Source organism: Microbacterium sp. F2E (genome assembly GCF_020905435.1).
In the GTDB taxonomy this organism is placed as follows: Bacteria; Actinomycetota; Actinomycetes; order Actinomycetales; family Microbacteriaceae; genus Microbacterium; species Microbacterium lacticum.
Genome location: NZ_JAJJIB010000011.1, coordinates 37,521 through 51,178, shown reverse-complemented (window position 1 = coordinate 51,178; position 13,658 = coordinate 37,521). Strand labels below are relative to the sequence as shown.

The 13,658-nt window shown below is 73.0% G+C and carries 8 protein-coding genes; 5 read left to right on the top strand and 3 right to left on the bottom strand.

The window, feature by feature from the left end:
- Window positions 1-22: 22 nt before the first annotated feature.
- The 3 genes from trxB to LOK55_RS09800 form a co-directional block, all read right to left on the bottom strand.
- Window positions 23-1,027 (bottom strand): thioredoxin-disulfide reductase, encoded by a 1,005-nt coding sequence (gene trxB, locus LOK55_RS09810; protein WP_229935235.1) that lies wholly within the window; start codon window positions 1,025-1,027, stop codon window positions 23-25.
- Between the two features lie 120 nt (window positions 1,028-1,147).
- The gene (gene murJ, locus LOK55_RS09805; protein ID WP_229935234.1) at window positions 1,148-2,758 is read right to left on the bottom strand and encodes a murein biosynthesis integral membrane protein MurJ; all 1,611 of its coding nucleotides are present in this window, start codon (window positions 2,756-2,758) and stop codon (window positions 1,148-1,150) included.
- Complete coding sequence (locus LOK55_RS09800) at window positions 2,751-4,946, bottom strand: DUF6049 family protein (RefSeq protein WP_229935233.1); 2,196 nt, start codon at window positions 4,944-4,946, stop codon at window positions 2,751-2,753. Before LOK55_RS09800 ends, murJ begins: the two co-directional genes overlap by 8 nt.
- A gap of 120 nt (window positions 4,947-5,066) precedes the next feature.
- On the opposite strand from LOK55_RS09800, the gene LOK55_RS09795 reads away from it, so the two are divergent.
- The 5 genes from LOK55_RS09795 to LOK55_RS09775 all read left to right on the top strand — a co-directional run bounded on the left by LOK55_RS09795 (window position 5,067) and on the right by LOK55_RS09775 (window position 13,606).
- Entirely contained in the window at window positions 5,067-6,698 is a 1,632-nt protein-coding gene (locus LOK55_RS09795; protein ID WP_229935232.1) for a methyltransferase, read from the top strand.
- 47 nt (window positions 6,699-6,745) lie between these two features.
- Window positions 6,746-8,188, top strand: a complete 1,443-nt coding sequence (locus tag LOK55_RS09790; protein ID WP_229935231.1) for a CCA tRNA nucleotidyltransferase — start codon at window positions 6,746-6,748, stop codon at window positions 8,186-8,188.
- Between the two features lie 175 nt (window positions 8,189-8,363).
- Window positions 8,364-9,719: a helix-turn-helix domain-containing protein gene (locus LOK55_RS09785; protein ID WP_229935230.1), complete on the top strand. Its 1,356-nt coding sequence runs from the start codon at window positions 8,364-8,366 to the stop codon at window positions 9,717-9,719.
- Between the two features lie 75 nt (window positions 9,720-9,794).
- Entirely contained in the window at window positions 9,795-11,930 is a 2,136-nt protein-coding gene (gene malQ, locus LOK55_RS09780; RefSeq protein ID WP_229935229.1) for a 4-alpha-glucanotransferase, read from the top strand.
- Window positions 11,931-12,058: 128 nt separating this feature from the next.
- The gene (locus tag LOK55_RS09775) at window positions 12,059-13,606 is read left to right on the top strand and encodes an aldehyde dehydrogenase family protein (RefSeq protein WP_229935228.1); all 1,548 of its coding nucleotides are present in this window, start codon (window positions 12,059-12,061) and stop codon (window positions 13,604-13,606) included.
- Window positions 13,607-13,658 lie beyond the last annotated feature (52 nt).

The following is a 13,658-nucleotide window of genomic DNA, read 5'->3' as shown; positions in this document are numbered from 1 at the left end:
GGGATTGTTCCGCGAGGCCCGGTCAGGCCGTGGCGGTGTCCGCGTCGCCGTCGGCGTCGGTGAGGTGGTCGATCTCCGAGGCATCCGGAGCGGGGGCACCGGCGTCGCCCAGAGCGGCGAGGTAGTGCTCCACGTCGAGCGCGGCGATCGCGCCGCTGCCGGCGGCGGTGACGGCCTGGCGGTAGGTCGGGTCGACGACGTCGCCGGCAGCGAACACGCCAGGGACCGAGGTGCGCGACGAGCGCCCGTCGACCCACACGGTGCCGTGCTCGGTGATGTCGAGCTGGTCGTGCACGAGGTGCGTGCGCGGGTCGTTGCCGATCGCGACGAAAACGCCCGTGACCGGGAGTTCCCGGGTGGATCCGTCGACGGTGTCGCGCAGCAGCAGGCCCGTCACCGCGTCGTCGCCGACCACGTCGACGACCTCGCTGTTCCAGACGAACTCGATCTTCTCGTTGGCGAACGCGCGGTCCTGCATGATCTTCGACGCGCGCAGCTCGTCGCGGCGGTGGATCACGTAGACCTTCGAGGCGAACTTGGTGAGGAAGGTCGCCTCCTCCATGGCCGAGTCGCCGCCGCCGACGACGGCGATCTCCTGCTCGCGGAAGAAGAATCCGTCGCAGGTCGCGCAGTACGACACGCCGTGGCCCGACAGGCGCTGCTCGCCGGCGACGCCGATCTTGCGCGGCGCCGACCCGGTGGCGAACACCACGGCATGCGCCTCGTGCACCGCGCCGCTGCCGAGCGTCACCGTCTTCGTCCGACCGGTCAGGTCGAGCGCGGTGACGTCGTCGTAGAGCACCTCGGTGCCGAACTTCTCGGCTTGCTCCTGCATCTTCGCCATGAGGTCGGGGCCCATGATGCCCTCGGGGAAGCCGGGGAAGTTCTCCACCTCGGTGGTGTTCATCAGTTCGCCGCCGGCTTCGACGGAGCTCGCGATCAGCAAGGGGTTGAGGTTCGCGCGCGCCGCGTAGATGGCGGCGGTGAACCCCGCGGGTCCGGAGCCGATGATGATGACCTGTCGCACGTGCTTCCCCTTCATCTGCGGATGCCCGGTGGCGGGCCCCAGCGCATTCAACCCATGGTAGCCGCGGGGCATTCCACGGGCGTGTGGGCGGAAGGGTGTCGGCGCCCGTCAGCGGGGCGGTCAGCGTCCGAGCAGGCGGCGGACCGTGCGGGTCGCGATGGCGAGCTCGGGCGCGCGCAGCACCGCGAGCGCGGCGACGTAGACGAGCAGCGTGACGCCGCCCACGAGGGCAGCGCCGATCGCGCCGAGGAGCTTGTCGCTGGCCGCCCAGCCGTCCGTCCCGCCGAGGAGGAGGAACGTCGCCCAGCCGGCGGCGAACGCGGGCACCGCCGCGACGGCGAACCGGCCGAGAGCCCGCCAGGTGCTCCGGAGCGCTCCGGTGTCGGTGTGCCGCCGCAGCAGGCGCACCGCGAGCGGCAGCTGCACGAACGTCGCGAGCGACTGCGTGAGCGCGACGCCGACCGCGAGGAAAGCCAGCGGCAGGAGGTCGAGGGCGACGGCCGCGAGGGCGAGCAGCGCGCCGAGCGCGGTGAGCGCGGCCTGGGTGACGCCGAAGAAGAACGGCGTGCGGGTGTCTTGGAACGCGAAGAACGCCCGGCGGATCACCATGAGCACCCCGAACGGCACGAGGGCGACCAGGTAGGCGCAGACGACCCACGCGGTCGCGACGGCGCCGTCGGTGGTGTTGCTGAAGACGCGGGAGAGGGGTACGGAGGCCGCGGCGATCGCCGCCGTGAAACCGAACCCGAACACCGAGATCGCCCGGATCGACTCGTCGAGATTTGGGCCGACCGCGTCGAGCCGGCCCTCGGAGACCTCCTCCGCGAGCCGCGTGAAGTACGTGGTGGAGATCGACATCGCGACGATCGAGTGCGGCAGCATGAAGATCAGCCAGGCGTAGCCCATCACCGCGGTGCTCGCTTTGCCCGACGCCGCGCTCACGACCTGCGTCTGCACGATGTAGGCGAGCTGGCCGACGACGACGGCGAGGAACGTCCACCACGCGAGCGTGCCGATGTGGCGGAGACCGATGCCGCGCCAGCCGAAATCGGGCCGGATCCGCAGCTTCGTGCGCTTCCAGAAGAACAGCAGCACGACGGTCTGCAGCGCGATGCCGAGCGTCGCGGTGCCGCCGAGAAGCGCGATCATCGTGGGCGTCCAGTCGGAGATCTGCGTGTGCGGGCCACCGAAGACCACGAGGAAGATCGTGAAGCCGGCGATCGAGACGAGGTTGTTGACCGTGGGAGCCCAGCTGTACGGCCCGAACACCCGTCTCGCGTTCAGCGCTTCACCGAGCAGGGCGTAGAGACCGTAGAACAGCAGCTGCGGCAGCAGCCAGTACGCGAAGGCGACGGCCAGCGCGTGCTGCTCCGGAGGGTACGTCGCGGCGTACATCCAGATCAGCACGGGCGCGAGCGCCATGACGACCGCGGTCGCCCCGACGAGCACGACCGTCCCGAGGGTGAGCAGCTTCGAGACGAACCGCGATCCCCCGTCGGAGTGCGCGGCGGCCTTCACGATCTGCGGCACGATGATGCCCGTGATCACACCGGCCGCGAGCAGCTCGTAGACGTTCGTCGGCAGCGTCGCGGCGATCGCGAAGGCATCCGCCGGCCGGCTCATGTACGAGCCGATCACCGCGACGAGCAGGATCGAGCGGACGAGACCCGTCAGTCGCGAGACCAGCGTTCCCCCCGCGATGATGGCGCTGGCGCGACCGAGACTAGCCATCCGAGTCCTCCTTGCGGCGGCGCATCTTGCGCACCGTGCGCACGATGCCGATCACGATCATCGCGCCGACGAGGGTCGCCATCACGATGAGCCCCACCGACTCCCACTCGGCGCGCACCGTCACGTGCACGGGGACCGTGTCGCCGATCGCGACCATCGCCGGGCTCCGCAGCTGCAGGGAGAGCGTCGACTCGCCGCTGCCGACCCGCGCCTCCACGGGCACCTGCACGCGCGTGTTCTGTTCGGGCCCGGCTTCGACCTCGGTCGTGTTCTGCACGACGAGCCGCGGGTCGTTCGGGGTGGCGATGAGGCGCAGCGAGACCGGCCACGGCAGGTCGTTGCGCACCGAGAAGGTGAGCGGCGCGCTCGTCGCGGCGAGTGTGATGTCGCTCGGCGGCACGACCGCCACCGCCTCGAGCGTCTCCTGCGTCTGAGTGCGGTGGGCCTCGAGGGCGGTCGCGGCCTGCGCCGGCTGGGCGCGCCAGCCGTTGCCGAGGAGCTGCAGGATCGACGCGCGCTCGCGTGCGGTGATGAGCGCGGGGTCGGCGAGGATCGTCGCGAAGTCGGTCAGCTCGTCCTCACCGGCGAGGAGCGCCGTGAGGACGGCGGCGCGGTCGGTGGGCACCTCGCCACCGGCGATCGAGAGCGTCGCGGCGGGGGCGGCGGTGAGCGTGGCGAGGTCGGTCGCGGCACGGCCGGCGAGATGCGTCCCCGCGACGACGGCGGCGCGGGCGCCCGCTCCCGTGACCTCGCTCGGCCGGTCAAGCGCGACGAGGAGGGGAGCGCTCGGGTCGGCCGCGACGGCGAGGGCGGCGTAGGCGGATGCCTCGGCCAGCGCCTCGGCGCGGGTGAGGGGCGTGTCGGTGGCGGCGGCCGTGGCGAGTGCGCGCGAGGCATCCGCGTCGTAGACGAGCACCTGGGCGCCGTTCGCTGTCCCTCGGGCGCCGGCGGCAGCCTGCGTCTCGGAGCCGGTGACGGTCTCGGAGTCGACGAGGGTGATCGAGGCGATGTCGTCGACGGTGAGCGCGCCGAGGGCGGCGACGACATCGGCCGTCGCGGTGCCCGAGGCGGGCCAGAACACCGAGCCGGTGCCGGCGCCGATGTCGGTGAGCTGTGCGAGGGTGGGCAGCGTCGGGCCGGTGCCGGTGTTGCCGGTCGGGGTGGGCGTGGGGGCGGGGTCGCCGGTGGGGCCGGGCGTCGGGTCGGCGGTGGGGTCGGCGGAGCCGGAAGGAGCGGGGGTGGGGGTGATGCCGGTGAAGTCGGATTCGGTGAGATAGGGGGCGAGGGTCGACACCGTGAGGGGCGTCGACTGGCCGGCGGCGACCTGCGCGGCGAGGTCGGCGTCGCCGAACTGCAGCGCGAACCGCGAGTTCGGCAGCTGCAGGAGATCGGCGAGCCACCGGGTGGCGCTCGCCGGTGCAGACGTGCCGAGCACACGGATGGCGGCGACGATCGCCGGGTCGACGGCGAGGATGGCGGCGGTGCCGGAGACGGCGTCGAGCTGCGCGCGCAGCTCGCCGTCCGGTGCGGTCAGTTCGGCGAGCTCGGTGCTCGTGAGGAGGCCCGTGGACTGAGCGGGTGCGGTGAGGGGGGCGACGAGCCCGAGGGCGCCGGTGCCGGCGTCGCCGGGCACGACGAACACGCTCACGGCCGTGGTGGTCGACGCTCCGCTGCCGTAGTCGGCGCGCAGCGGGTAGACGCCGGGCGCGAGCGCGGCGAGGGCGGTCGCATCGAGCGAGAGCGTCGCGCTGCCGACACCGAGCGGAACGATCGAGGGCACCTCGCCGTCGGCGACCGCAAGTTCGGTGCGTGCGGCGTCGGCGGCCGGTGCGGCGAGCCACGCTTTCACGTCGGCCCGCGTCGCGAGCGCCTGCGTCGACGTGGTGAGGTGCACCGACGACGCCGGCACGGTCGATCCCGTCGCGTTGCGCGCCGACACCGACACGGCGAGCGGCTGCCCCGCGGTGACGACGCCGTCCGCCGACGGGGCGACCGCGAAGGTCACCGTCGACGCGTCGCCGGTGGCGGCCGGGGCCGTGGTCGCGGTCGCGGTCGCTGGCGACGATGCGCTCGGCGCCGCCGCGGCCGGGCCGGCCAGCGCGAGCGTCAGCAGTGCCGAGAGCATCGCCGGAGCGGCGACGAGTCGGCGCAGGCGGTGGCGCACAGAAGCGGAGAGGCTGGGGGTCATGACGCGAATCGGGTCGGGTGCGATCCATGCCGCACGATCAGGTGCGATTCTAGGGTGACACCCCTGTGCGCGCCCCGAGAGCGGCCGCACGTGCCCGAATGACGACGATGGGATGCCCCGGTGAGCAGTGACCTCGCGCCCGAACCCGACCCGGCGCTCGTCGCCCGGCTGCGCGCCGATCTCTCGGACGCCGGCTACACCGCCGACGCCGTGCGCGAGGCGTGGGGGCCGCTCGCCGACGAGGCCGTGGGGCACGGACTGCACGGTCCGGCGCTGACCGCGCTCGCCCGTCTCGACCCGGATCCGGCCGCCGATCCCGCCCCCGACCCCACCGCTGCTGGCGCGCGCGACGCGGTGGCCGTGCTCGCACGACTGCTGTTCCTGGGCGTGCCGACGTCACGGGCATCCGTCGACCGCGTGCTCGTGCGCACCGGCGCCGGCGGGCTCGCCGCGCTCGGGCTCGCCGAGATCGACGGCGACGAGGTGCTGCCCCGCGCGCTCGTGCGGCCGCAGGACTTCGCCGACGACGGGGCCGGTGCCGCCGCCGGAGATGACACCGGCGAACGGACAGGCCAGTGGTGGATCGCGAGCGACCTCGACGAGGCCGCCCTGGGTGGGGCGCTGCCGATCGGGCACGTGCTCGGTGTCGGAGGTGCCTCGCTCACCCTCGCCGGGCTGCAGCTGCCGACCCACGCCGAGCGGGTGCTCGACCTGGGCACCGGGTGCGGCATCCAGGCGTTGCGCGCGCGGCGGTTCGCCGAACGGGTCGTCGCGACCGACGTGTCGGAGCGCGCCCTCGCCTTCACCCGCCTGAACGCGCTGTTGAACGGCGTCGACGGCATCGAGACGCGGCTCGGCAGCCTGTTTGAGCCCGTGCGTGGCGAGGTGTTCGATCGCGTCGTCTCGAACCCGCCGTTCGTCATCACGCCGCGGGTCGCCGGGGTGCCCGAGTACGAGTACCGCGATGCGGGGCTCGCCGGCGACGACCTCGTCGCCGCGTTCGTGACCGGTGTCGGCGAGGTGCTCGCGCCCGGTGGCACCGCGCAGCTGCTCGGCAACTGGGAGTACCGCGACGGCGCCGATGGCTTGGGTCGGGTGCGCGCGTGGGTGGATGCCTCGCCGGTGCCGCTCGACGCGTGGATCGTCGAGCGCGAGCAGCTCGACCCGCTCGCCTACGCCGAGCTGTGGGTGCGCGACGGCGGCACCGCGCCGGGAACGCCCGGCTACGGCGCGCTCGTCCAGGCGTGGCTCGCCGACTTCGCCGCGCGCGGCGTCACCGCCGTCGGGTTCGGGTACCTGCTGCTGCGGCGCGTGCCGGAGGGCGCCGACGCGCCCGCGCTCCGCCGCTTCGAACGGCTCACGCAGCCCATCGGCGCGCGTGAGGGCGGCCTCGGCGCACACCTGGCGGCCGCGCTCGAGGCATCCGATGCGCTGTCCGCGCTCGACGACGACGCGCTCGCCGCGGCGCGACTCGTGGTCGCGGGCGACGTGACCGAGGCGCGCCACCACCTGCCCGGGGCCGAGGCGCCGAGCGTCATCGAACTGCGCCAGGGCGGCGGTTTCGCCCGCACGCTCGAGGTCGACCCCGCGCTCGCCGCGCTCGTCGGGGCATCCGACGGCGAGCTGCCCGTCGGTGTGCTCGTCGACGCGATCGCGGATCTGCTCGAGGTGGATGCCGCGGCGCTCCGCGTCGACCTGCTGCCGCGCGTGCGCGAGCTCGCCGTGATGGGGTTCCTGCGCCCGGTCGCGTGAGCTGTCCCCACTCCGGGCGCGCGCGGGCGCCGGGTACGCTGGAATCCATGCTCAACATGGCCGCGGGCCTCGACCGACTGGGGGCGCTCGCGACCTCGCCGATCGTCGCGCGCCTGGGCGCCGCCTTCGCCGAGGCGGGCTTCGAGCTCGCGATCGTCGGCGGCCCGGTGCGCGACGCCCTGCTCGGCCGCCCCGTGAACGACCTCGACTTCGCGACCAACGCGCGCCCCGACGAGACCCTGCGGATCGTGAAGCCCCTGGCATCCGCCACCTGGGACATCGGCCGCGCGTTCGGCACGATCGGGGCGAAGGTGCCGGGGCCGGACGGCACGTTCGAGCAGGTCGAGATCACCACCTACCGCGCCGACAGCTACGACGGCGTCACCCGCAAGCCCGTCGTCGCCTTCGGCGACACCCTCGAGGGCGACCTCGCACGACGCGATTTCACCGTCGGCGCGATGGCCCTGCGCCTGCCGGTGCCCGCGCTCGTCGACCCGACCGGCGGGGTCGAAGACCTCATCGCCGGCGTCCTGCGCACGCCCGGCGACCCCGACGTCAGCTTCGGCGACGATCCGCTCCGGATGCTGCGGGCCGCGCGGTTCGCCGGCCAGCTCGGGTTCGACGTCGCCCCCGACACCGTCGAGGCCATGGCGCGGCTGCGCGAGTCGATCCGCATCGTCAGCCCCGAGCGCGTGCAGGGCGAGCTCGTGAAGCTGCTCGCCAGCGACGATCCGGTGCGAGGCATCCGCCTGCTCGTCGACACCGGACTCATGGCCGAGATCGTGCCCGAGGTGCCGGCCCTCCGGCTCGAGATCGACGAGCACCACCACCACAAGGACGTCTACGAGCACTCGCTGACCGTGCTGCGGCAGGCGATCGACCTCGAGCACGAGCGGCACCCCGGCGAGGCCCCCGACGTGACGCTGCGCCTCGCGGCGCTGCTGCACGACATCGGCAAGCCCGCGACACGCACCCTCGAGCCGGGGGGCGGGGTCAGCTTCCACCACCACGACCTCAAGGGCGCGCGGATGGCACGCAAGCGCCTGCAGGCGCTGCGATTCGACTCCGACACGATCGGCGCCGTCAGCCAGCTGATCGAGCAGCACCTGCGCTTCTTCGGCTACTCGGAGGGCGCCTGGACCGACTCGGCCGTCCGCCGTTACGTGCGCGACGCGGGGGATCAGCTCGAGCGGCTGCACATCCTCACCCGCGCCGACGTCACGACCCGCAACCGCCGCAAGGCCGCGCGACTCGGCGCGGCCTACGACGACATCGAGCGGCGCATCGCCGAGCTCGCCGCGCAGGAGGAGCTCGACGCGATCCGCCCCGAGCTCGACGGCAACCGCATCCAGGAGGTCCTCGGCATCGGACCGGGTCGCGAGGTCGGTGCGGCGTACCGGTTCCTGCTCGACCTACGCCTCGACGAGGGGATCATCGGCCCGGATGCCGCCGAGGAGCGCCTGCGCGCCTGGTGGACCGCCCGCGCCTAACCGGTACGCGCGCGACCGCCGCGCTCGCCGCGCCGTCGCGTGACGAATGCAGGAGATCCGGCCGCCGGCCGCTCGAAATCGCCCCGCCTGCGCCGCCCGCGCCACGAAACTCCTGCAATCGTCACGCGACCCACCTAGACTCGCTGGCATCCCATCAGCGCCGATCGGAGTCGCCGTGCCCTCGCCATGGTCGTCGCGGCGCGAGGTCTCGCCCGAGACATCGCGCCTGCTGATCGAGCGCGCACACGACGAGTTCGTCGGCGGGAATGACGCCGACCCGCGGCTGCGGCAGGTGCGCGGGCTCGTGCAGGACTCGTGGCGCCGCTCGTTGGCCCACCTCGTCGGACCCGACGGCACGCCGCCGCTCGACCTGACGTCCGAGGAGCTCGAGGCCTACCGCAGCGCGCATCCGCTCGCCGGCGCGATCGACATGATCCGCGCCCTGCTGCTGCCCGGGGGCGACCCCGAGGCCGACGCGGGCGTCGTGGTCGCCGTCGGCGACGCCGCGGGGCGGCTGCTCTGGGTCGAGGGCGATCGGCGCGTGCGCGACCTGACCGGCGCCATGGGCTTCGTCGCCGGGGCGAACTGGTCGGAGGCGGTCGTCGGCACGTCCGCGCCCGGCACCGCCCTCGCCCTCGGGCGGTCGGTGCAGATCCACGGCGCCGAGCATTTCAACCGGCACGTCGCTCCGTGGTCGTGCATGGCGGCGCCGGTGCACGATCCCGAGACCCGGCGCCTGCTCGGCGTCATCGACGTGACGGGCGACGCCGAGGCGGCGACGCCGCAGGCGCAGCTGTTGGTGGATGCCACGGCGAGGGCGATCGAGGGCGAGCTGCTCGTCGCGCGCCTGCGCGCTCGGGCCGCCGCGACGGCGGCGCCGATCCCGGTGCGTCGCGGCGGCGCGCGACGAGCGACGCGGGCCCCGCGCGCGCCCGAGACGGCGACCCTGCGCGTGCTCGGACGCGATCGGGGACTGCTGGAGGTGACCGGCGCGGGCGGCGAGACGATCGCCGAGCTGTCGGGTCGGCACGCCGAGATCCTGCTGCTGCTCGCGATCCATCGCCAGGGCCTCTCCGCCGATCGCCTCACCGAGCTCGTCTACGGACCGGGGGCCGGTGACGGCACGCTCCGGCCCGAGATGGTGCGGCTGCGGAAGGTGCTCGAGCGGACGGCCCCGCACCTCGTGCCCTCCTCGCGCCCGTACCGGCTGCAGGCCGCGCTCGACACCGACGCGCACCAGGTCATCTCGCTGCTCGACCGGGGCGCGCACCGCGTCGCCCTCTCGGCGTACCGCGGGCCGGTGCTGCCGGACTCGACCGCGCCCGGCGTCGAGGAGTTCCGCGAGTCGGTGCGCCAGGCGCTGCGCGAGGCGCTCCTCACCGAGGCATCCGTCGACGTGCTCCTCGCCTACGCCGACACCGCCGACGGCCAGGACGATGCGGAAGTGCTGCGGCTCGCCCTCGAGATGCTGCCCGCGCGCTCGCCGCGCCGCGCCGGACTCGTCGCCCGCCTGGAGAAGCTCGAGGCCTGAGGCGCGACTATTTCCGTCCCGCGCCCGTGCCGCGACGCGGCGGTTCCTGGCAGAATGGCGGGGACGGAGGCATCCATGACCGATGACAGCCCCACCCCCGACCTCGCCCGGCTCGCCGAGGCGCACGGCATCGCGACGGAGTACTGGTCGTTCTTCGGCGACCGCGTGCAGGTGCCCGCGCCGACGCTGCGCGCGGTGCTGACCGCGATGCACGTCGACACGAGCACGGATGCCGCGGTCGCGGCCGCTCTCGCCGAGGCCGACATCGCGCCGTGGCGGGCGCTCCTGCCGCCCTCGTTCGTCTCGCGCCCCGGCGCCCGCCCGCTGCCGGTGCACGTGCCCGACGGGCACGATGTGCGCCTCGTCGTCGCCCTCGAGGACGGCTCGTGGCGCGACCTGCCGATCCCGAACCAGCAGCCCGTCGCGCGAGAGGTCGACGGCGTGACCGTGTGGCGCATCGAGGTGCCGCTGCCGGGCGACTTCCCCCTCGGGTGGCACACCGTGCACGCCTTCCTCACGCCGTTCGGCTCCGCGGAGGAGACGGCGGCCGCCCACGCAGGCCTGGTCGTCACCCCCGAGCGCATGCCCGACCCGCCGACGCGCCGCGGCCGCTCCCGCGGGTGGGGACTCATGGCCCAGATGTACTCGGTCCGCTCGCATGCCTCGTGGGGCATGGGCGATTTCGCCGACCTGGGCGACCTCGCCGCGATCGCCGGGCGGGAGGGTGCCGACTTCCTGCTCGTGAACCCCGTGCACGCCGCCGATGTCACGAGCCCGATCGAGCCGTCGCCGTACCGGCCCGCGTCGCGCCGGTTTATCGCACCGCTGTACGTGCGCCCCGAAGACATCCGCGAGGTCGCCTACCTGACCCCCACCGAGCGCGCCGTCGTCGAGGCGGCGCGCACGCCGGTCGCCGCGTCCAACGACGACCCGACCCGGATCGACCGCGACGCCGTATGGGCGGCCAAGCGCGTCGCGCTCGACGCGATCTTCGTCGTGCCGCTGAGCGCCGGCCGGCAGGCCGAGCTCGACGCGTTCGCGGCGGGCGAGGGGCAGCCGCTGCAGGACTTCGCCCTCTGGTGCGCGCTCGAAGAGCACTACGAGGGCGCCGAGCGGCCCGCCGAGGCGTGGGACATCGACTCGCCGCTCGTCGAGACGCTGCGCGCTCAGCTCGCCGATCGGGTGCGGTTCCACGTGTGGCTGCAGTGGATCTGCGATCAGCAGCTCGAACGCGCGCAGGCCGCAGCCCACGCATCCGGCATGGCCATCGGCGTCATGCACGACCTCGCGGTGGGCGTCCACCCCCTGGGGTCGGATGCCTGGTCGCTGCGCGACATGTACGCCCAGGGGATCGCGGTCGGCGCGCCGCCCGACATGTACAACCAGCAGGGCCAGACCTGGAATCAGCCGCCGTGGCTGCCCGCCGCGCTCGCCGCGAGCGGGTATGCGCCGCTGCGCGACATGATCCGGACGCTCCTGCGGCACGCCGGAGCGCTGCGGATCGATCACGTGATCGGGCTGTTCCGGCTGTGGTGGATTCCCGAGGGCCTCTCACCCGCCGCCGGCACGTACGTGCGCTACGACCACGAGGCGATGATCGGCGTGCTCATGCTCGAGGCGCAGCGCGCCGGCGCCGTGCTGATCGGCGAAGACCTCGGCAACGTGGAGCCGTGGGTGCGCGACTACCTGTCGGCGCGCGGCATCCTCGGAACCAGCGTGCTGTGGTTCGAGCGCGAGGGCGACGGCTTCCGTCCGCCCGAGCAGTACCGCCGGTCGCTCCTGGCGACCGTGAACACGCACGACCTGCCGCCGACCGCCGGGTACCTCGCCGACGAGCACGTGGCGCTCCGCGCCCGGCTGGGCCTGCTGACCCGCCCCGTCGAGGAGGAGCTCGCCGACGCGGACGCCGAGCGCACCGCCATGCTCGACCTGCTCCGGCAGCGCGGGCTGATCGGCGATGCGCCGACCGAGGCCGAGGTCATCGAGGCGCTCTACGCGCTCATCGCCCAGAGCCCGTCGCAGCTGCTCGGGGTCGCGCTGGTCGACGCCGTCGGCGAGCGACGCGCCCAGAACGTGCCCGGAACCGACACGGAGTACCCCAACTGGCAGATCCCGCTCGCCGACGGCGCCGGCCGCGCGGTGTTGCTCGACGACCTAGCATCCGATCCGCGCTTCCGCGCGCTCGCCGCCGCCGTCGACGCCCGCGTCTGACGCCGCCCCGCCCTCGCGCCGACCCTCGCGCGAGCACCGCAACCTGATGCAACGTTGCGGGGGGTAGCTTCGGCGCATCCGAAATCGCGGCGATGGATGCCGCGAGATCATGCGTCGAAGGAGACAACATGACCATCGTCGAAGAGGGCGTCTCGAGCGTCTATGCGGCACCCGGCCAGCGCGGCGCCGTCGCGAACTACCGCCCCCGCTACGGCCACTACATCGGCGGCGAGTTCGTCGAACCCATCAAGGGCGGCTACTTCGAGAACATCTCGCCGGTCAACGGCAAGCCGTTCACCGAGGTCGGCCGCGGCACCGTCGAAGACATCGACCGTGCCGTGGATGTCGCGTGGCAGGCCTTCGAGTCGTGGAAGAAGACCACGGCCACCGACCGCGCCAACATCCTCAACAAGATCGCCGACCGCATCGAGGCGAACCTCGAGGCCATCGCCGTCGCCGAGACCTGGGACAACGGCAAGCCCGTGCGCGAGACCCTCGCCGCCGACATCCCGCTCGTCGTCGACCACTTCCGCTACTTCGCCGGCGTGCTGCGTGCGCAGGAGGGCTCGCTGAGCCAGATCGACGAAGACACCGTCGCGTACCACTTCCACGAGCCGCTCGGCGTCGTCGGACAGATCATCCCGTGGAACTTCCCGATCCTCATGGCCACGTGGAAGCTCGCGCCGGCCCTCGCGGCCGGAAACTGCGTCGTGCTGAAGCCCGCCGAGCAGACCCCGGCGTCGATCCTGTTCCTCTTCGACATCATCGGCGACCTGCTGCCGGCCGGTGTCGTCAACATCGTCAACGGGTTCGGCATCGAGGCCGGCGCGCCGCTCGCGCAGCACAAGCGCATCCGCAAGGTCGCGTTCACGGGTGAGACGACGACCGGTCGCCTGATCATGCAGTACGCGTCGCAGAACCTCATTCCGGTGACGCTCGAGCTCGGCGGCAAGAGCGCGAACATCTTCTTCGAAGACGTCGCGCGCGCCAAGGACGACTACTACGACAAGGCGCTCGAGGGCTTCACCTTCTTCGCCCTCAACGGCGGTGAGGTCTGCACCTGCCCGAGCCGCGCGCTCATCCAGCGCTCGATCGACGACCAGTTCCTCGGCGACGGCGTCGACCGCGTGTCGAAGATCATCCAGGGCAACCCGCTCGACCCGGCGACGATGATCGGCGCCCAGGCATCCAACGACCAGCTCGAGAAGATCCTGAGCTACATCGACATCGGCAAGGCCGAGGGTGCGAAGGTGCTGATCGGTGGCGAGCGCGTCGACCTCGGCGGCGACCTGTCGGAGGGCTTCTACGTGCAGCCGACGGTGTTCGAGGGTCAGAACAACATGCGGATCTTCCAGGAGGAGATCTTCGGCCCGGTCGTCTCGGTCACGTCGTTCGATGACTTCGGCGGCGCGATCGACATCGCCAACGACACGCTCTACGGCCTCGGCGCCGGTGTGTGGAGCCGCTCGGGCGACACCGCCTACCGTGCGGGTCGCGCGATCGAGGCCGGTCGCGTGTGGACGAACACCTACCACCAGTACCCCGCGCACGCCGCGTTCGGTGGCTACAAGCAGTCGGGCATCGGCCGCGAGAACCACCTGAAGATGCTCGACCACTACCAGCAGACGAAGAACCTGCTCGTCTCGTACGCCGAAGGCGCGATGGGCTTCTTCTAAGCCGACCCCCTTCTGTGAAGGGTCGCGACACGCGGCATCCATCCGGGTGCAC

Bases quoted from the DNA above. Each gene is read 5' to 3' on its own strand.
- murJ (WP_229935234.1), bottom strand. From the start codon at position 2,758: ATGGCTAGTCTCGGTCGCGCCAGCGCCATCATCGCGGGGGGAACGCTG.
- LOK55_RS09800 (WP_229935233.1), bottom strand. From the start codon at position 4,946: ATGACCCCCAGCCTCTCCGCTTCTGTGCGCCACCGCCTGCGCCGACTC.
- LOK55_RS09790 (WP_229935231.1), top strand. From the start codon at position 6,746: ATGCTCAACATGGCCGCGGGCCTCGACCGACTGGGGGCGCTCGCGACC.
- malQ (WP_229935229.1), top strand. From the start codon at position 9,795: ATGACCGATGACAGCCCCACCCCCGACCTCGCCCGGCTCGCCGAGGCG.
- LOK55_RS09775 (WP_229935228.1), top strand. From the start codon at position 12,059: ATGACCATCGTCGAAGAGGGCGTCTCGAGCGTCTATGCGGCACCCGGC.